The organism is Trinickia acidisoli (assembly GCF_017315725.1).
Classification (GTDB): Bacteria; Pseudomonadota; Gammaproteobacteria; order Burkholderiales; family Burkholderiaceae; genus Trinickia; species Trinickia acidisoli.
Window position 1 is genome coordinate 1,293,567 of record NZ_JAFLRG010000001.1, and the last position, 16,726, is coordinate 1,310,292.

13 protein-coding genes, 1 tRNA gene and 2 pseudogenes are annotated in these 16,726 nt (G+C 62.0%); 7 read left to right on the plus strand and 9 right to left on the minus strand.

Annotated features, from left to right (window positions below; all coding sequences use genetic code 11):
- Nucleotides 1-22: 22 nt before the first annotated feature.
- The 4 genes and pseudogenes from J3485_RS06005 to J3485_RS29395 all read right to left on the minus strand — a co-directional run bounded on the left by J3485_RS06005 (nt 23) and on the right by J3485_RS29395 (nt 4,993).
- Nucleotides 23-1,297, minus strand: a complete 1,275-nt coding sequence (locus J3485_RS06005) for an MFS transporter (RefSeq protein ID WP_206951615.1) — start codon at nt 1,295-1,297, stop codon at nt 23-25.
- 89 nt (nt 1,298-1,386) lie between these two features.
- On the minus strand, nt 1,387-2,265 hold the full coding sequence (locus J3485_RS06010) for a PadR family transcriptional regulator (protein WP_206951616.1): 879 nt from the start codon (nt 2,263-2,265) through the stop codon (nt 1,387-1,389).
- Nucleotides 2,266-2,672: 407 nt separating this feature from the next.
- Nucleotides 2,673-4,225, minus strand: a protein-coding gene (locus tag J3485_RS06015; RefSeq protein WP_374192409.1) for an IS3 family transposase whose coding sequence is annotated in 2 segments (ribosomal slippage) — nt 2,673-3,754 and nt 3,754-4,225 — 1,554 coding nt in all. Because the reading frame shifts where the segments join, the coding sequence is not laid out codon by codon here.
- Nucleotides 4,226-4,508: 283 nt separating this feature from the next.
- Nucleotides 4,509-4,993 (minus strand): annotated as a pseudogene (locus tag J3485_RS29395) (DUF2778 domain-containing protein).
- A gap of 195 nt (nt 4,994-5,188) precedes the next feature.
- On the opposite strand from J3485_RS29395, the pseudogene J3485_RS06025 reads away from it, so the two are divergent.
- A pseudogene (locus tag J3485_RS06025) lies at nt 5,189-5,407 on the plus strand (tyrosine-type recombinase/integrase); the annotation flags it as partial.
- A 116-nt stretch (nt 5,408-5,523) separates the two neighbouring features.
- On the opposite strand, the gene J3485_RS06030 reads toward J3485_RS06025, so the two are convergent.
- Nucleotides 5,524-5,805, minus strand: coding sequence for a hypothetical protein (locus J3485_RS06030; RefSeq protein WP_206951617.1), 282 nt, complete (start codon nt 5,803-5,805; stop codon nt 5,524-5,526).
- 237 nt (nt 5,806-6,042) lie between these two features.
- Between J3485_RS06030 and J3485_RS06035 the strand changes: the two genes are divergently transcribed.
- Both J3485_RS06035 and J3485_RS06040 read left to right on the plus strand, forming a co-directional pair.
- Nucleotides 6,043-6,525, plus strand: coding sequence for a DUF2778 domain-containing protein (locus tag J3485_RS06035; protein WP_206951618.1), 483 nt, complete (start codon nt 6,043-6,045; stop codon nt 6,523-6,525).
- On the plus strand, nt 6,522-6,797 hold the full coding sequence (locus J3485_RS06040) for a hypothetical protein (RefSeq protein WP_206951619.1): 276 nt from the start codon (nt 6,522-6,524) through the stop codon (nt 6,795-6,797). The genes J3485_RS06035 and J3485_RS06040 overlap by 4 nt, the downstream gene beginning before the upstream one ends.
- Nucleotides 6,798-6,972: 175 nt before the next feature.
- Here J3485_RS06040 and J3485_RS06045 read toward each other — a convergent pair.
- The 4 genes from J3485_RS06045 to J3485_RS06060 form a co-directional block, all read right to left on the minus strand.
- Nucleotides 6,973-7,047 (minus strand) — tRNA-Val (locus J3485_RS06045).
- Between the two features lie 48 nt (nt 7,048-7,095).
- On the minus strand, nt 7,096-7,854 hold the full coding sequence (dnaQ, locus tag J3485_RS06050) for a DNA polymerase III subunit epsilon (protein WP_206951620.1): 759 nt from the start codon (nt 7,852-7,854) through the stop codon (nt 7,096-7,098).
- Nucleotides 7,855-7,946: 92 nt separating this feature from the next.
- A complete protein-coding gene (rnhA, locus tag J3485_RS06055; RefSeq protein ID WP_206955676.1) occupies nt 7,947-8,393 on the minus strand; it encodes a ribonuclease HI in 447 nt (148 codons plus the stop codon).
- Nucleotides 8,394-8,403: 10 nt separating this feature from the next.
- Nucleotides 8,404-9,249, minus strand: coding sequence for a class I SAM-dependent methyltransferase (locus J3485_RS06060; protein WP_206951621.1), 846 nt, complete (start codon nt 9,247-9,249; stop codon nt 8,404-8,406).
- Nucleotides 9,250-9,268: 19 nt separating this feature from the next.
- Here J3485_RS06060 and gloB point away from each other — a divergent pair, with 19 nt between their 5' ends.
- From gloB to carB, 4 genes are all read left to right on the plus strand, one after another.
- Entirely contained in the window at nt 9,269-10,060 is a 792-nt protein-coding gene (gene gloB / locus J3485_RS06065; protein WP_206951622.1) for a hydroxyacylglutathione hydrolase, read from the plus strand.
- Nucleotides 10,061-10,213: 153 nt separating this feature from the next.
- Nucleotides 10,214-11,908, plus strand: a complete 1,695-nt coding sequence (locus J3485_RS06070; protein WP_206951623.1) for a transglycosylase SLT domain-containing protein — start codon at nt 10,214-10,216, stop codon at nt 11,906-11,908.
- A gap of 353 nt (nt 11,909-12,261) precedes the next feature.
- Nucleotides 12,262-13,410 (plus strand): glutamine-hydrolyzing carbamoyl-phosphate synthase small subunit, encoded by a 1,149-nt coding sequence (gene carA / locus J3485_RS06075; protein WP_206951624.1) that lies wholly within the window; start codon nt 12,262-12,264, stop codon nt 13,408-13,410.
- 48 nt (nt 13,411-13,458) lie between these two features.
- The gene (gene carB / locus J3485_RS06080; RefSeq protein WP_206951625.1) at nt 13,459-16,713 is read left to right on the plus strand and encodes a carbamoyl-phosphate synthase large subunit; all 3,255 of its coding nucleotides are present in this window, start codon (nt 13,459-13,461) and stop codon (nt 16,711-16,713) included.
- Nucleotides 16,714-16,726: the final 13 nt, after the last annotated feature.

A 16,726-nucleotide genomic window follows, 5' to 3' on the forward strand; every position in this document is an offset into this window, starting at 1 on the left:
GCGACCGGCCCATCGATCTGCTTCAGGCCTCGCCGGCCAATTCCGGCGCGGCGTTCGGCGCGGCCGGTGCGGCTACGCCGGGGTGCTGCTTGCCGGCGCTGCGTACCTGCCCCACCCACACGAGCGCGAGCGACGCCAACGTTATCGATACCCAGCCGTTGACGCCATACCCGACGATGTGCCCGGCCGTATCGGTCGAAAGCAGCATGCCGCCGAGCCATGCGCCGCAGCCCGTGCCGAGCGACTGCACGGCGCCGTTCGCGCTGAGGAACGCGCCGCGATGCTGCGCGTCGGGCACGGTCGTCAGAATCGCTTGCATCGGCACGATCCGTCCCGACGAAATGATCATGAAGAGCGCGAACCCTGGGATCATGATCAAGAACGGTACGTTGGCCAGATGCGTGACGATAAGTACGGGCCCGAGCGCTAGCGCGCCGAAGAGGCGAAATATCGTGCGATGCCCGATGCGATCGGCGAGCCGGCCGATGGCGCGCGACGTGAAGAACGTCGACGCACCGCCCGCCATGTAGAGCCACGAGATCTGGCCAGGTGTCACGCCATGATTGGCGACGAGCATCGGCGAGATGAACGGGATCACGAGCATGTGCGCGAACATGATCAGAAACGTCAATGCGAACGCCCGCAGGTGCCGCGGATAGGTCAGCAGCCGCCCGAGCGCGGGAAGGGTGTCGGCGAGCGACGGGGGCCGCCTCGACAGATGCTCGGCGAGCGGGGGCACGATGCGCGACGTTGCGACAGCGATCGTGACCGTCAGCGCGGCCAGCAGCCAGAACGGCGCCGACCAATGGAAGTACGCGCCGAGCAGCACGCCGGCCGGCACGCCTGCAATTGCGGCCATCGAGAAGCCCGTCATGAGGATGCCCGTGGCGGCGCCGCGCCGTTCGACGGGCACGACGTCGGCGACGATCGCCATCACGCTGGCGCCGAGCACACCGCCTGCCAGCCCGGCGAACGCACGGCTCGCGAGCAAGAGCGGATAGCTCGTCGCGCACGCGCAGGCGAGGTTCGATAGCGTGAAGAGCAGATAAGCGGTGAGCAGGAGCTTACGACGATCGAAACGATCGATGTAGGTGGCCGCGAGCAGGGCCGAGAGGCCCGAGCACCACGAATAAGCCGACACGGCCGCCGCGAATTTGGCCGGCGAAACGTCGAAGGCGGACATGATCTGCGGGCCGAGCGGCATCATCACCATGAAATCCATGATGAGCGTGAATTGCACGAGTGCAAGCAGCCATATCAGGCGCCGTTCTCGAGCTTGAGGAAGTGCATACGTCATTGTTCTAATCCTTATCGATATGCCATTGGCTAAGCGGCGGCCCGAGTCGGGCGCCGCTATCTTGCTTGACGCGCAGGGCCCCGCGAACGTTACGCGCTCGCTCCTTGCGGCGCGGGACCAGCGGCCGGTTTGCCTTCGATTTCCGCGGCGGCGCGCAGCAAGATCTCGGCAACGCGCTGCTGTTCGTTCTCGTCGGCGTCGATGCGGCGAAGCAGTGCCAGCTTGAGCGCGTACTTTGCTTGGCGTAGCTTCGGATGCCAGGCGGCATCGCGGCCGGACGCGCCGCTCTCGCCCTCGTCGGCGTCCTCGGCCGCGTAGGCGCGCCGCATCGATTCCATCTTGTGGGCGACGAAACTGAGCTTGGCGAGAATCATGTCGACCTGATCCTGATTTGCGGCAAGATGCGCGCGGCCTGCGTCCGCGATCTCATAGCGCTTGCGATTGCCTTCCTGCTGAACGGTGACGAAGCCGAGTTCTTCCAGGTAGGTCAGCGCGGGGTAGACCATCCCGGGGCTCGGCGCATAGAAACCGTTCGAGCGCGTCTCGAGCGCCTTGATGAGCTCATAGCCGTGACGCGGCGCCTCGGCGATCAGCGCGAGCAGCATCAACTGCAAGTCTTCGCCGCTGAACTTGCGGCCGCGCGTGAAGCTGTCGTCGTCGCCGAATCCCTGATCGCCGCGACCGCCCCAGAACGGACCGCTGCCACCGTGGCGATGCCGATGGCGGCCGATCGCATGCCACAACTCGTGAAGGAACGAAGATTCGCCGCGCCGCCCGTGGTGACCGTGGCCATGGTCACCACGGCCGCGGCCGTGGGAGAAGTCGCGGTCGGAGGCGTCGCGACGATGGCCGTACCAATGGCCGTAGTCGTGGCGGGACTCGGCTTCGTGCGAATGCGAGTGGGCGGCGCCGCGATGGAGATCTGGCAGCCCTTGATCGCGCTGAAAGTCGTGAAAACGGTGACGCATGGGAAACCCCAGGTAGAGTGAATGTGTGTCTAAAGATATATATCTAAAGATACAAAGTCAAGTGCTGGATGAGTGGAGATGTTGAGCGTGCAGTAGTTGTGCTGGTCGAGAGGGCGCTCTGCGTGATCGCAGCGATGGATGGGTGGCTGAAATCCGATCGCAAGCATGATCTCGAGACTGAGGCTGAGTTTTGGGAAGGGGAGCCCTGGGGCGATTGGGCTGGCGCAATGAGGTGTGACGGCAAGCGAACGACGGCACACTTGCCGCCGCTCGTCGTTTATTGGTGTTGGCTGAGCGTGACCGCGGCAGCTTTACGTACGCAAAACCAGACGGCGTAGGGCGGTATTCGCGAGCCCAACCGAGAGCGCGGCGACAACGGTGTTTGTCAACGTAGTTGTCGCGTCGCTTCACGCGCACTGCTTTAATTCGGCTCGGGGCGTACGCTCCGGATTGAGCCAGACTTCGTTCTTCAATTTCCAATTGCGAGTCGAGCGGGACCAACGCTGCGGGTTACGTGCCTTGGCTTGCGCGTAGACGACATCACGTCGTGCCAACACGGCGATGGCAACGCCGTTGTGACGCTGCGCCGGCGTGACGAATTTCAGGCCGCTGTGTTTGTGCTCATGGTTGTACCAACGCACGAACTGCTGCGTCCAAGCACGCGCGGCGTCGACGCTCGCAAACGCTTTACTTGGGTAATCGGGTCGGTACTTGCACGTGCGGAACAGCGCCTCAGCGTACGGGTTGTCGTTACTCACGCGCGGTCGGCTGAACGAAGCCACCACGCCCAGATTTTCCAGGGTGGCGAGCATCGTCGCGCCCTTCATCGCGCTGCCGTTGTCCGAGTGCAGCACCAGCGGTCGTCCCGCCAAGCCCTCGGCCAAGCTCGTGCGCCGCATGAGCAACGCGGCAAGCTCGGTCGATTCTGCCTCCTGCACTTCGTGACCTACGATCTTGCGGCTGAACACGTCCAAGACCATGTACCAGTAGTAGTACTTGCCCTTAATCGCCGCCGGCATCCAGGTGATGTCCCACGACCAAAGTTGATTCGGCGCCGTTGCACAATGGCTGGTGACCACATGTCGAGAAGGTTGGCGCGCACGACCTCGGCGGTGCTGCTGCGAAGCGTCGCGCAACACGCGGTAAAAGCTCGATTCCGACGCAAGGTACACACCGCGGTCTGCCAAGCTCGGCACGATCTGGCTAGGCGGCAAGCTCGCGAACTCGGCGCTATTGGCCACCTCCAGAATCTGCCGCCGCTCAGCCTCGCTCAGCTTGTTACGCGGCTGTGGTCGATTGGCCGTGCTGCGACCGTCGGCGCGTGCGACGTCGCCGTCAACAACCCAGCGCTGGAACGTGCGCGCACTCAGGCCCAACTCTTCGCACGCCTTGTGCAGGCGGCAACCCGAGCCCACCGCCTCGCGGATCAACGATATGCATAACAGGCGATCCGGGACGTTGATCAGTCGTCCTCTTGTTCTCCCCAGATCGCCTGGGCTTTTTTTCGAAGTACAAGCAGCGCCGCTGCTTCGGCCAGCGCCTTCTCCTTGCGATGCAACTCCTTCTCGAGTTGCTTGATGCGCTGCTTGTCTTCTTTGGACTGCTGACGTTGCTCGCGCGCCTGCTCGGCAGTATTGGCGTTGGCGGCCACACACGAGGTCCGCCATGCGGCGATTTGCTCCGGATATAGGCCTTTGCGCCGGCAATACTCGGCCAACTCCGCTGCGTTCAGCGGGGCAGTTTCCAACACAACGGCAAACTTGTCTTCCGAAGACCATCCTTCGGCGTTCTTCCCGTCGCCCGGCACGGCCAATCCTTTTCCTTTCGCCTCGCGGCGCCACACGTACAACGTCTGTTCGGTGATTCCTGTTTCTCGCGCTAGCGCGGATACCGGCACATTTTCCGGCGGCATCATACGACGCACCAGGGCTTCTTTTCGTTCTGCTGAGTAGGCTTTCATTCATGCCGATTCTACCGCCCCCGGACCTCGTCTAAGATTCAAACGACACGACAACTAGTCTGACGCCGGGGGACAACGAGAGAGCCGGCGATGACGACGAGCAAGCCTATGGCCTCGATATCGTCCGCATACTCGATCGTATCGATACCGAACGCGCGCATGCAAAACGCGACCGTTGCGGGCAATGGCGAAAATTCATAGGGAAGGTTGTTAAGCCATCGTGCCAGCAAGAAGCCGCCGATCACCGTCGCAATGATGTTTGCGCCTCGCCGAAGCCATTTCATTATCTGACCTCCACGGTGCCATATGCCTTCATCGATGCGCCTGGTACGGGCAGCGTGGGGCCGTTGCTGCGCAGATGATCGCTCAGTCCTCCGAATTCTTCGGGGTTCGTGAGCGTGATGCATCCTTCGCTGCGGCCTGCGGGCCCCATGGGATGAAGGCGGAACGCACTGCACCGCACGCCATTGACGTGGGTGTGGTTGTCAATTTCACCGTCGTCTCGATAAAGTGCGAACCAGCGGTTACGGTCGGTACTGTGGTCGTACGCGCGGAGCGCGTCATCGAGCCAGCCGAGACGTCCGCCGGACCGACGGTCGACTATGTATAGCGTCCTGATGGCAATGGTCCGGAGTGAGCGAGATGGACGGAAGTTGGACTATTCCGGTGCGATGGCATCCCCGAGAACGCGGTGAAGTTGCCGAGACCGGGGCATATCAATGACGTCAGCGGACGGTCGTTTAGAAGAAAGGTGCAGTTGATCGGCACGTGCCACTCCGATGGTTACGGGGCTCTGTCTATGTAACGGCAAGACGGTTGCGGTTCCAGCGGGGCGAGCGAGTGAGTTGTCAGCAAATTTCGGCCGGGATAATCAGCGCACACGGCAATTTTCGCCGACCATGATCGACTAGATGAGTTTGATTTATGTCGTAGCCTGCCTGAAGACACCAGTCGTCGAATCGGGCCGCGTCGCGTTCAATCTGGGTTTTTGCGGTGGCATCTGGTGCGCGGTTGACGACGATTCAGAAGGGGTTTCGAACTGCTTGCGTTCGTGCCAGCACTGAGAATTTCCGAGTGTGCGACCTGCGTCATACCTTTGCTTCGTGGTTGGTCATGGCCGGCGTGTCGCTGTACGTCGTTAAGGACCTGTTAGGGCATTCTTCCATCACGATGACCGAGTGATACGCGCACTTGGCGCCGCATATGGGGCATTCGGCGGTGCAACCGTTGCTTGATGTGTAGCAAGCGAATGGTTGTAGCATGCGCAAACGAAAAAGCCCTGATGTGCAGAGCCTGAGTTATGCGCTTTTTCGTTGTCGTCTCATTTGGGTAACGCCCGTCGAGAGTAAGGCAACGATGGCCAGGGCGATCGCGCAGCTCACTACGAACATGGTCGCCTCTACTATCGTGCCGTGGCCGTGTATCCCGACGACGTCGCCTAGTAGAAACAGCGGCTCGAATGCTTTCCATGCGTCGTGGTATACGAACAGGTCTTCAAGCGGCCGTAAATTCGCGAGACCTAGATAGACCGGTAACGTGAGTAAGAGGCCGCCGGCGACGAATGCCAGTATGCGTTTCATCGGACGATGACTTTTCCGTAGTAATGGATTGGAATTCCGGGGAATGTTTTCGGCGCATGTCTTGTGAGCCATTTCCGGAGTGTATCGAAGTTGACGGGGTTCGGTGGTGGCTCGCGTTGGTCGATCGGTTGTGCGGGTACTTCTTCCGATGTGGTTTACGGTCCTGTCAATGTTGGTAGGTATTCGCGGTGAATGTGTGTGTGGCACCCTCATGGCTTTTTTGATGAGAGGTGTTGGATGCCTGTCTTTTGCACGTTTGCGTTGAACCACAAGATAACGTCTTTGCTCAATTGTCCGGGTATTGGAGCATTTGCGGCGTATTCTGGTCACGGTCCCGGTCGCGATAACCCGGAGCTTACGGATAAAGAGGATGTCGGACCGATTCCCAAGGGCGTCTATTACATAGTTGATCGCCACTCCGGCGGGAGATTGGGTTGGTGGCACGACTTCATTGATGCTCACGGCTATGGCACGACCGATCGCACCAAGTGGTTTATGCTATGGAATCCGGCGACCGGCGATTCGACTTTTGTCAATGGCGTAAAGCGGAGTGTGTTTCGATTGCATCCTGAGGGGCCGCTTCGGCTTAGTGACGGTTGCATTACTGTGGCGAACCTGTATAGCTTTGCGGTGCTTGCGAAGGGCCTGCGGAGTCGAGGGGCCGATTTGCCTGTGCCTGGTGCGCCGTTCCGAGCTTACGGTACTGTTGAGGTCAAATGAGAAAGGCGCTTGTAATTGGTGGCGCGATCCTTGTCGCGGTTTTGGGTGGTTGGGAGCTTACAGGTGTCATCGCTCGGCTTCCGATGGAGATGCCCGGTTGGTTCGATGACTTTCTTCGGTGGTTGTTGCGGGCGGTCGGTGCGGCGAAGCTGGAGGATACAGACGATATGGAGGTGGTCGCGTTCTTGTTGACGTTTGCGGTATGTGTGACGCTTATCGGCGTCGTTGAGGCAGCGTTCTGGTTTGCGATTCGGCGTTTGCGGCTGCGCTGAAGGTCAGCGCGGTAGTTTCAAGTTGACGTGGTTTCAGGCGCGTCAGTAAGCGAAAAAAAAGCCCTGCAATCGCAGGGCTTTAATAGTGCGAAACGTCTAGCAGTATCTTCGGGCTGCCGGGGAAATCCAGGCCAAGAACTGCTTGACGCGTTGCCAGAGGCGACGCACAAAAAACTGGTGGGTGGTACAGGGATTGAACCTGTGACCCCTGCCGTGTGAAGGCAGTGCTCTACCGCTGAGCTAACCACCCGAAGAGCCTCGAATTATGTCAGAGGCTTGGTCGCTCGTAAAGCAATTTTTAGGCGGCTTGCACATCGGCCGAACCGACGGCTGGTTCGGGCGCCGGCTCGCGCCGCCACACGCTCGTGCCTTTCGTCGCCTTGTCGAGATCGTTGAGCACCGCCTCGTGCGCTTGCACCTCCGCTTCGTCCGCCGCGAGTACCGGCAATGCCATCCCCTCGAACGACACCGCCTTGCGCGCGGCCGTCGCCGTGCTCTGTTGCGTCGTCGCTTCGCCGAGCATGTCGATGACGAGACTTTCCTGCCCGCGCGTCATCGACAGGTACACCTCGGCCAGCAACTCCGAGTCGAGCAGTGCGCCGTGCAGCGTCCGATGCGCGTTGCTGACGCCGAAGCGATCGCAGAGCGCGTCGAGCGAATTGCGCTTGCCGGGGAACATCGCCTTCGCCTGCACGAGCGTATCGATCACGCCTGCATAATGCTCTTTGAACGGCGGTAAGCCGAGCAGCGCGAATTCGGCCTCGAGGAACCCCAAGTCGAACGGCGCGTTGTGAATGATGAGTTCGGCGTCGCGCAGATAGTCACGCAGTTCGTCGGCGATCTCGCCGAACTTCGGTTTGTCGCTCAAGAACTCCGTCGTCAGCCCGTGCACAGCCAGCGCGCCCGGATCACTATCGCGCTCTGGGTTAACGTAGAAGTGCAGGTTGTTGCCCGTGAGCCGGCGGTTCACGAGCTCCACCCCACCGATTTCGATGATGCGGTCGCCCGTGCGTGCGTTAAGACCGGTGGTTTCCGTATCGAGAACGATTTGACGCATATTCGTGTGTCTCGTGTGTAAGTCGTGCAAAACGGTAGCGCAAAGCGGCGCGGCGAGTCACGCGCCGCGACAATCAAGACCGAATGAAACGCTCAGCCCGCGGCGAGCGCACTGACCCCACGATTCGCGAGGGCATCGGCGCGCTCGTTTTCGGGATGGCCCGCGTGGCCCTTCACCCAACGCCATTCGATCTGATGCATGGCCGCGAGTGCATCGAGACGTTTCCACAGATCGGCATTCTTCACCGGTGTCTTCGCCGCGGTCATCCAATTCTTTTTCTTCCAACCGTGAATCCACTCGCTGATGCCTTTTTGCACGTACTGCGAGTCGGTATGGACAGTGGCCTTGCAGGGTCGCTTCAGCGCTTCGAGTGCGGCGATAACGGCCATCAGTTCCATTCGGTTGTTCGTGGTATTCGGCTCGCCGCCGAAGAGTTCTTTCTCCTGCGTGCCGAAGCGAAGCAGGGCGCCCCATCCGCCGGGGCCCGGATTGCCTTTGCAGGCGCCGTCGGTAAAGATTTCGATGAACTCGGGCGTCACGTCAGTCACGTCATATTCTCGGGTTAGGTGTTTTGTGCGTCGCGGCCGGCGCGAGGCCCGCGGCGCGCACGGGCTTTTTCGCCTTGATCTGGCCGACGAGGTGCATGCCGCGCACGCGCTTGACCGCCGTCACCATATAGGCCGCACCGAAGATCGGCCACCAGCGATCGCCGGCCGCCTCCATGAAGGCGAATCGCGTCAGCCAGTTTTCATGAGCAAGAGGCGGACGATAGCAGCCGAAGCGCCCGCGTTCAAGCTCGAATCCGAGCAGCTTGAGCCAATCCTTGATCCGCGTGAAAGCGATCAGATCGTGCGCGGCCGGCACGAACGGGCGTCTCGTCATCTTGCCGAACGCCTGGCGTGCGCCCCACAAGCTCAGGGAATTGAACCCCAAAATGACGAGCTGGCCTTCCGGCATCAGCACGCGCTCGGCTTCGCGCAACAACCGGTGTGGATCGCGCGTGAACTCGAGCGTATGCGGCATGACCAGCAGATCGACGCTCTGCGCTTCGAACGGCAGATCGAGCAGGTCGCACCATAGCGTCGTGCGCGCGGCCGGCCCGTAGCGATCGTCGAGCCCCGCGAGCCCGGACGGCCCGATCGCCTCACCCTCGCGCCAGCGCGGCGGATAGGTGAAAGGCGCGCTCGCGCCGCTCGCCGCGTCCAGCACGAGCGCGCGCGAGATCATGCGGTTTTCGCGCAGCGCGTCGAGTTGCGGCAGCCCGAGTTGCAGCGCGTGATAGCCGAACACGTTCGACACGACGCTGTCGAGTTGCGCCTGTTCCCAGTCGAGCACGTAGCGTCCCGGCGGCGATGCCGTCCAGGCGGGCCAGTCTATAATCGGTCGATCTGACATCGTGGTGAGTGCGTCGCCTATGAATACGCTCGAATACGTGCCGATTCCGGCGTTTGCGGACAACTACATCTGGCTCGTATCGGACGGGCGCGATGCCGTCGCCGTCGACCCGGGCGAGGCAGCCCCGGTCAGGGCGCATCTCGCTAAGCAGGGCTGGCGACTCGCCGCTATTTTACTCACGCACCATCATGCCGACCATGTCGGCGGCGTCGCCGCGCTCATAGGCGATACCCGTATTCCCGTGTACGGCCCCGCCGCGGAAGCGATTCCCGTCGTTACGCACCCCCTTTCGGGCGGCGACCACGTTCGTCTTTCGTCGCCCCATCTCGAATTGGATGTGCTCGACGTGCCGGGGCACACGCGCGGCCATATCGCGTATTTTCAAGTGGGGCAGGCGGGAGCGGCACCGCACGTCTTTTGTGGCGATACGCTGTTTGCCTGCGGTTGCGGGCGCTTGTTCGAAGGCACGCCGGCGCAGATGCTTGCCTCGCTCGATGCGCTGGCGGCGCTGCCGGGCGAGACGCAAGTGCATTGCGCACACGAATACACGCTGTCGAACATTCGTTTCGCGCTCGCTTGCGATCCGGGGAACGCGCAGTTGCGCGCGTGGCATGATCGCGCCACGGCATTGCGCGAGCGCGACGTCCCCACGCTTCCTACGACGATTGCTCACGAGTGCGCCGTCAATCCCTTCCTCCGAGCCGATGATCCGTCGGTTCAGCGCACGCTCGCCGAACAGTTGCACGAAACGGTACCCGATCGGCTCTCGTCGTTTACGCTGATGCGCGAATGGAAAAATCGCTTCCGTTAAACGCTTTGCATTTGGCGCAAATTTCGCTCGACGCTTCGGAAAAATGCGGCAAGTCGCGGATTTGACTGGTTTTTCTTATCGTTTTTTGTTGACGTAGACGGTTCGCTTTCGTACTATCGCCTGCAATTTCCAGCTTTGGAAGCAGAGACGTTCATGCGATTTATCTTCAGTGCGCTATTGGTTCTCATGCTTGCCGCCTGCGCAAGCCAGGGGCCGACGGCGCCCCCAGCCTCCGACGCTTCCAACCCGAATTCCGCCACCGACACCCTCCGCATCACCGCCGCCAAGCAGACCATCGACGTCGACAAGAGCTCTGTCGATCAACTGACGACCGCCGACGCCGATCTGTGGGCGCGCATTCGCCGCGGTTTTCAGATCCCTGATCTGAACAATGACTTGGTGGACATGCAGACCAACTGGTACGCGCAGCGTCCCGATTACGTCCAGCGCATGACGGACCGCTCCCAGAAGTATCTGTATTACATCGTGGAAGAACTCGAGGCTCGGCACATGCCGACCGAGCTTGCGTTGCTGCCGTTCGTCGAATCGGCGTACAACCCGCAGGCGTTGTCGGTCGCGAAAGCGGCCGGCATGTGGCAATTCGTGCCCGATACGGGCCGCACCTACAACCTCAAGCAGAACATGTGGCAGGACGAGCGCCGCGACGTGCTGGCTTCGACCGGTGCCGCGCTCGACTATCTGTCGCGTCTGCACGATATGTTCGGCGATTGGTATCTCGCGCTCGCGGCCTACAACTGGGGCGAGGGCAACGTGCAGCGCGCGATCGCACGCAATCAGGCGGCCGGCTTGCCGACCGATTACGAAAGCCTGCGCATGCCGAACGAGACGCGCTACTACGTACCCAAGCTGCAGGCCGTCAAGAATATCGTGATGAACCCGCAAGCCTACGGGTTGACGTTGCCGTCGATCCCCAATCACCCGTACTTCGTGACGGTGACGACCGAGCACGACATCGACGTCGACGTGGCCGCGAAGCTGGCGAATATGACGCCGGACGAGTTTCGCGCGCTCAATCCCTCGTTCAAGAAGCCTGTCATCGTGGGGGCGACGCAGCCGCAGATTCTGCTGCCGTTCGATAACGCGAGCGCGTTCGAGCACAACTTGAAGACCTACGACGGCCAGCTCTCGTCGTGGACCACCTATACGGTCACCGAGCGTACGCGTCCGCAAGCGCTCGCCGAGAAAATCGGCGTGGATCCGCAGACGCTGATGTCGGTCAACAAGATTCCGGCGGGCATGCGGCTCAAGCCCGGCTCGACGCTCGTCGTTCCGCGCGGCGATGACGGCGATGACGAAGACATCAGCGCCGATGTTGCCGAAAGCGCCGTGCTCGCGATGGAGCCCGACGTCCCCGACACGCGCAAGATGCTGATACGCGTGCGCCGCAAGCAGACGATGGAGGAGGTTGCGGCGCGCTATCACGTGTCGCTCGGCGAGTTGAAGGTCTGGAACAAGACGCATCGTACGTCGGTCATGCCGGGGCAGGTCATCGTGCTGCATGTGCCCGTCGGCCGAGCGATGCCTGTGGAGCCGGGGCCGCAAAAGATCGCGACATCGATCCCCCAAGGCGCGCGTATCGAACGGATCGAGGCGCACGCTTCCGACGTCAAGCCGAAATCGCGCCACGAAAAGGCTGCCAAAGCCAGCGGTCGTACGGCCGTCGTCAAGACTGCCGCGCATGCAGAGAAATTGGCTCGGCCGAGCGCCGCGGCTTCGAAGTCGGCCGCCAAGGCGCCGAAGGTTACGGCAAGCCGCGAGAAGGGCGCGAAGGGTGATAAGGGTGAAAAAGTCGCGGCCGGGACACCCAAGGTGAAGCGCAAGTCGTAAACTAGTCGACAGCATTGCGTGCAACGCGTCACAACGAGGCGCGAGCAACTTCGAATTGTGGGGACGGGGTATTTCCGCTATAATTTGAAAGTTTGCACTATCCAACCCGCACCCTAGCGCCTACCTCCTCCTCACCGTTCATCCGCCGCGCGCCGTCATCGCGAGCCGTGCCGCCGAGGCCGTCCGGTCAACGGACCGAAGCTTCGAGCATCGTTCGCTTCGACGCTGCAGCGTGCGAGTTCGCGCCACGCCGTCCGCACCGGTCAGTCGATCGCGGGAACGGCAAACGCCGCGAGAGCTTGCGTCGTCGGATAAACAGGTCGGCAACAGGGTGTTCCTGAAGGAGCTTCCCCGTGTTGCCGTCTTTTCCTCCCGCTCTGCTCGCACTCGCCGACGGCACGATTTTTCGCGGCTATGCCATCGGCGCGGCTGGTCATACCATCGGCGAAGTCGTGTTCAATACCGCGATCACCGGTTATCAAGAAATCCTGACCGATCCGAGCTACGCGCGCCAGATCGTCACGCTGACCTATCCCCACATCGGCAACGTCGGCGTGAACGCCGAGGATGTCGAATCGACGAAGGTTCATGCCGCCGGCTTGATCATCCGCGATTTGCCCGCGCGGGCGTCGAACTTCCGCATGCAGCGCACGCTCGGCGAGTACCTCGAGGCTGAAAACGTCGTCGCCATTGCCGGCATCGATACGCGGCGCCTCACGCGCCTCTTGCGCGACAAGGGCGCGCAAAACGGCTGCATTCTCGCGGGCAGCATTGACGAAGCGAAAGCCGTCGAGCTCGCTCGCTCGTTCCCGGGCCTTGCCGGTATGGACCTCGCGAAGGTCGTCAGCACGGCCAAGCCGTACGAGTGGACACAAACCGAATGGCGCCTCGGCGCGGGCTTCGGTGCCCAGCGCGCGCCCAAATACCGTGTCGTCGCGTTCGATTACGGCGTCAAGTACAACATCTTGCGCATGCTCGCCGAGCGCGGCTGCCACGTGACGGTGCTGCCCGCGCAAGCGAGCGCGGCCGAGGCCCTGGCGCTCAATCCCGACGGCATCTTCTTGTCGAATGGCCCCGGCGATCCCGAGCCTTGCGATTACGCGATCGCGGCAACGAAGGAATTCATCGAGCGCGGCGTTCCGACGTTCGGCATCTGCCTCGGCCATCAGATCATGGGCCTCGCCGTCGGCGGCAAGACCGTCAAGATGAAAACGGGCCACCACGGCGCGAACCATCCGGTGAAGGACCTGGCCGACGGCCGCGTCGTCATCACGTCGCAGAACCACGGGTTCGCCGTCGATGCGAACACACTGCCCGCGAACGCGCGCGTCACGCACATCTCGCTGTTCGACGGCACGCTGCAAGGTTTCGAGCTGACGGACAAACCGGCTTTCTGCTTCCAGGGCCACCCCGAAGCATCGCCGGGGCCGCACGACATCGGCTACCTGTTCGATCGGTTCACCGCGTTGATGGACGCGAAGCGCGCGAGCGCCGCCGCGTAATCGAGCGCTGCCCATCGAAGACATCAGAAAGACATTAGCGAGAGCGTTATGCCGAAGCGGACAGACATCAAGAGCATTCTCATCATCGGCGCGGGGCCGATCATCATCGGCCAGGCGTGCGAGTTCGACTACTCGGGCGCACAGGCTTGCAAGGCGCTGCGCGAGGAGGGCTACAAGGTCGTCCTCGTCAACAGCAATCCGGCGACGATCATGACCGACCCGAACACGGCCGACGTCACCTACATCGAGCCGATCACGTGGGAAGTCGTCGAGCGCATCATCGAAAAGGAGCGCCCCGACGCGATCCTGCCGACGATGGGCGGCCAAACGGCGCTGAACTGCGCGCTCGACCTGCATCACCACGGCGTGCTGGCGAAATATGGCGTCGAGCTCATCGGCGCGTCGCCCGAGGCGATCGACAAGGCGGAGGATCGCCAGAAATTCAAAGACGCGATGACGAAGATCGGGCTCGGCTCGGCGAAATCGCGCACCGCGCACTCGATGGAAGAGGCGTTCAAGGTTCATGCCGAGATCACGGCGGAAACGGGCGGCTCGGGCTATCCCACCGTCATCCGCCCGTCGTTCACGCTCGGCGGTTCCGGCGGCGGTATCGCCTACAACCGGCAGGAGTTCGAAGAAATCTGCCGTCGCGGGCTCGATCTGTCGCCCACGCGCGAACTGTTGATCGAAGAGTCGCTGCTCGGCTGGAAAGAGTACGAGATGGAAGTCGTGCGCGATCGCGCCGACAACTGCATCATCGTCTGCTCGATCGAAAACCTCGACCCAATGGGGATCCACACGGGCGATTCGATCACGGTCGCGCCGGCGCAAACGCTGACCGACAAGGAATACCAGCTTCTGCGCAACGCTTCGCTCGCGGTGCTGCGCGAGATCGGCGTCGACACGGGCGGCTCGAACGTGCAGTTCGCCATCAATCCGAACGACGGCCGTGTCATCGTGATCGAGATGAATCCGCGCGTTTCGCGCTCGTCGGCGCTTGCGTCGAAGGCGACGGGCTTTCCAATCGCGAAGGTCGCGGCCAAGCTCGCCGTGGGCTACACGCTCGACGAACTCAAGAACGAAATCACGGGCGGGCAGACACCCGCGTCGTTCGAGCCGACGATCGACTACGTCGTCACCAAGATTCCGCGCTTTGCGTTCGAGAAGTTCCGCGAGGCCGATTCGCGTTTGACGACGCAGATGAAGTCGGTTGGCGAAGTGATGGCCATCGGCCGGACGTTCCAAGAGTCGTTCCAAAAGGCGTTGCGCGGTCTCGAAGTCGGTGTCGACGGCCTCGACGAGAAAACGACCGATCGCGACGAAGTCGTGCGCGAAATCGGCGATGCGGGGCCCGAGCGCATTTGGTATGTCGGCGATGCGTTCCGTCTCGGCATGTCGCTCGAGGAAGTGTTCGAGGAGACTGCCATCGATCCGTGGTTCCTCGCGCAGATCGAAGAGATCGTGAAAACGGAAAAGGCACTGGCCGGCCGTACGCTGCAGAGCTTGTCGAAGGACGAGCTGCTGTACTTGAAGCGCGGTGGTTTCTCCGATCGCCGCTTGGCCAAGCTGCTCGCCGCGAACGCGGCCGACGTGCGCCGCCGCCGCATCGAGCTGAACGTACGGCCCGTCTACAAGCGCGTCGACACGTGCGCGGCCGAATTCGCCACGAAAACGGCCTACATGTACTCGACGTACGAGCAAGAGTGCGAAGCGCAGCCGACGTCGAACAAAAAGATCATGGTGCTCGGCGGTGGCCCGAACCGGATCGGGCAGGGCATCGAGTTCGACTACTGCTGCGTGCATGCGGCGCTCGCGATGCGCGAGGACGGCTATGAAACGATCATGGTCAACTGCAACCCGGAAACGGTGTCGACCGATTACGACACGTCCGATCGTCTGTACTTCGAGCCGCTGACGCTGGAAGACGTCCTCGAGATCGTCGACAAGGAAAAACCGCTCGGCGTGATCGTGCAGTACGGCGGTCAGACGCCGCTCAAGCTCGCGCTCGATCTCGAGGCGAACGGGGTGCCGATCATCGGCACGTCCCCCGACATGATCGATGCGGCCGAAGATCGCGAGCGCTTCCAGAAGCTGCTGCAAGATCTCGGCTTGCGCCAGCCGCCGAACCGCACCGCGCGCGCGGAAAGCGAGGCGCTCGCGCTGGCCGACGAAATCGGCTATCCGCTCGTCGTGCGCCCGTCGTACGTGCTCGGCGGCCGCGCCATGGAAATCGTGCATGAGCCGCGCGACCTCGAACGCTACATGCGCGAGGCCGTGAAGGTGTCGAACGATTCGCCCGTGCTGCTCGACCGCTTCCTCAACGATGCGATCGAATGCGACGTCGATTGCATCTCCGATGGCAAGGCCGTCTTCATCGGCGGCGTGATGGAGCATATCGAGCAAGCGGGGGTTCACTCGGGCGATTCGGCCTGCTCGCTGCCGCCGTATTCGCTGTCGCCGACGACCGTGGCCGAACTCAAGCGCCAAACGGCGGCGATGGCCAAGGCGCTCAACGTCGTCGGGCTGATGAACGTCCAGTTCGCGATTCAGCAGGTGCGCGATGCGAGCGGCAAGGTCGACGACGTCATCTACGTGCTCGAGGTGAACCCGCGTGCATCGCGTACGGTGCCGTACGTGTCGAAGGCCACGAGCCTGCCGCTCGCGAAGATCGCGGCGCGCGCCATGGTCGGCCAGTCGCTCGAGCAGCAGCGGGTGACGAAGGAAATCGAGCCGCCGTACTTCAGCGTCAAGGAAGCCGTGTTCCCGTTCGTCAAGTTCCCGAGCGTCGATCCGGTGCTAGGGCCCGAGATGCGTTCGACGGGCGAGGTCATGGGCGTGGGGCAGACGTTCGGCGAAGCGCTGTTCAAATCGCAGCTTGCAGCCGGTTCGCGTCTGCCCGAGTCGGGCACGGTGCTGTTGACCGTCATGGACGCCGACAAGCAGAAGGCCGTCGAAGTGGCGGCGATGCTGCACGAACTCGGCTATCCGCTCGTTGCGACGAAGGGCACGGCGGCCGCGATCGCCGCTGCCGGCGTGCCGGTCAAGGTCGTGAACAAGGTGAAGGACGGCCGTCCGCACATTGTCGACATGATCAAGAACGGCGAGATCGCGCTCGTCTTTACGACGGTCGATGAAACTCGCGCGGCGATCGCCGATTCGCGTTCGATTCGGATGAGCGCGCAGGCGAACAAGGTCACGTACTACACGACGATGTCGGGCGCGCGTGCAGCAGTCGAAGGTTTGCGCTACCTGAAAAACTTGGAAGTCTATGATTTACAAGGGCTTCACGGTCGCCTAAACTAATCGTTCGATGATC

What these genes read in the sequence shown, in the direction of transcription:
- J3485_RS06070 (WP_206951623.1), top strand. Translation starts at nt 10,214, where the DNA reads ATGCGATTTATCTTCAGTGCGCTATTGGTTCTCATGCTTGCCGCCTGC.
- J3485_RS06040 (WP_206951619.1), top strand. Translation starts at nt 6,522, where the DNA reads ATGAGAAAGGCGCTTGTAATTGGTGGCGCGATCCTTGTCGCGGTTTTG.
- gloB (WP_206951622.1), top strand. Translation starts at nt 9,269, where the DNA reads ATGAATACGCTCGAATACGTGCCGATTCCGGCGTTTGCGGACAACTAC.
- J3485_RS06060 (WP_206951621.1), bottom strand. Translation starts at nt 9,249, where the DNA reads ATGTCAGATCGACCGATTATAGACTGGCCCGCCTGGACGGCATCGCCG.
- J3485_RS06010 (WP_206951616.1), bottom strand. Translation starts at nt 2,265, where the DNA reads ATGCGTCACCGTTTTCACGACTTTCAGCGCGATCAAGGGCTGCCAGAT.
- J3485_RS06035 (WP_206951618.1), top strand. Translation starts at nt 6,043, where the DNA reads ATGCCTGTCTTTTGCACGTTTGCGTTGAACCACAAGATAACGTCTTTG.
- J3485_RS06005 (WP_206951615.1), bottom strand. Translation starts at nt 1,297, where the DNA reads ATGACGTATGCACTTCCTCAAGCTCGAGAACGGCGCCTGATATGGCTG.
- J3485_RS06030 (WP_206951617.1), bottom strand. Translation starts at nt 5,805, where the DNA reads ATGAAACGCATACTGGCATTCGTCGCCGGCGGCCTCTTACTCACGTTA.
- dnaQ (WP_206951620.1), bottom strand. Translation starts at nt 7,854, where the DNA reads ATGCGTCAAATCGTTCTCGATACGGAAACCACCGGTCTTAACGCACGC.
- carB (WP_206951625.1), top strand. Translation starts at nt 13,459, where the DNA reads ATGCCGAAGCGGACAGACATCAAGAGCATTCTCATCATCGGCGCGGGG.